We start from the raw sequence: 1,319 nt of genomic DNA on the forward strand, positions 1-1,319 counted from the left end.
TGTCCCGTCCTGAAATAAGTTGACACCCAAGTTGACTTATATGAAAGAAAGAAAAAAACAAAGCGATCGGCGCAGTCAGCGCGATTATAGCCTTGCCTTTAAGTTGCAGGTTGTTCAACAAGTAGAAAAAGGCGAACTTACGTACAAGAAGGCCCAGTGCCATTACGGTATCCAGGGAAGAAGTACCGTATTGGTTTGGTTAAGAAAACATGGTACCTTAGATTGGACGCTACCCAAACAGTATACCTTGGAAAACGACAAAAATCCTACGCCAGAGCAGCGCATCAAACAACTGGAAGCTGCCTTGAAAGATGAACAGGACCGAAACCTCATCTATAAGACCATGTTCGATATCCTGCAAAAGGAGCATGGTGTTGCTTTGCCAAAAAAGTCTTTACCCAAACGATCCAAAGGCTTAAAGCCAAAGGAGTAGTAAGCCTTTCAAAGGCTTGCAGATTGTTTGGGATAAGCCGTCAGGGTTATTATCAAAAGCAGCAGCGTATAGATAAACGGTTAAGGGAACTCAGCCAGGTAAAGGCCGATGTTATTAAAGAACGTATTCATTTACCAAGATTAGGTACCCGTAAGCTTTACTATCGATTAAGTAAACAGATCAGGAGCAAAGGGATAAAGATCGGCAGAGATGCATTGTTTGATTTTCTGCGTTCAGAACATATGTTGATCAGGCCAAAGCATTCTTATCATAAGACCACAAACTCTAAGCATTGGTTGCATAAATATCCTAACTTGCTTAAAGGAATGAAAGCATCCCGGGCTAACGAGGTGTGGGTAAGTGATATCACTTATATTGATACTAAAGCAGAAACAGGCTATCTCAGCCTGATTACCGATGCCTGTTCACGTAAGATTGTAGGGTATCACCTGCATGATAGTCTGCATACTGATGGCGTTGCTGCAGCGATGCAAATGGCTGTAAAACACGAACGGATAAATGCCCCGTTAATACATCATTCAGACAGAGGGTTGCAATACTGCTCATCACAGTATCAGCAGTTATTAGCAAAACATAACATCACTCCATCCATGACAGACGGATACGACTGTTATCAGAACGCTTTAGCTGAACGTATCAACGGAATTATTAAACACGAGTTCTTGATCACCAAGCCGGCAGATATTCATCAAGCCGGGCAAATGATCAAAGAGGCGGTTCGCATTTATAACTGCCGAAGACCGCATCTGGCCTTAAATTATCAAACACCACAAACAGTTCATCAACAAAAAATGCTTGCCAGTTTTACCTGACAAGCATTATATTTAGTTCATTAAAATCTGTCAACCTATTTCAGGACGACTCA

Annotated in this window: 1 protein-coding gene; it reads left to right on the forward strand. The window is 41.8% G+C overall.

The features are described 5' to 3' along the window. The first annotated feature begins 40 nt into the window (after window positions 1-40). Window positions 41-1,266 (forward strand): IS3 family transposase gene (locus tag IDJ77_RS27500; RefSeq protein ID WP_224751265.1). Its coding sequence is split into 2 segments (ribosomal slippage): window positions 41-383 and window positions 383-1,266, totalling 1,227 coding nucleotides; the frame shifts between segments, so codons are not numbered across the junction. The last annotated feature ends 53 nt before the right edge of the window (window positions 1,267-1,319 follow it).

Source organism: Mucilaginibacter pankratovii, assembly GCF_014773265.1.
GTDB lineage: Bacteria > Bacteroidota > Bacteroidia > Sphingobacteriales > Sphingobacteriaceae > Mucilaginibacter > Mucilaginibacter pankratovii.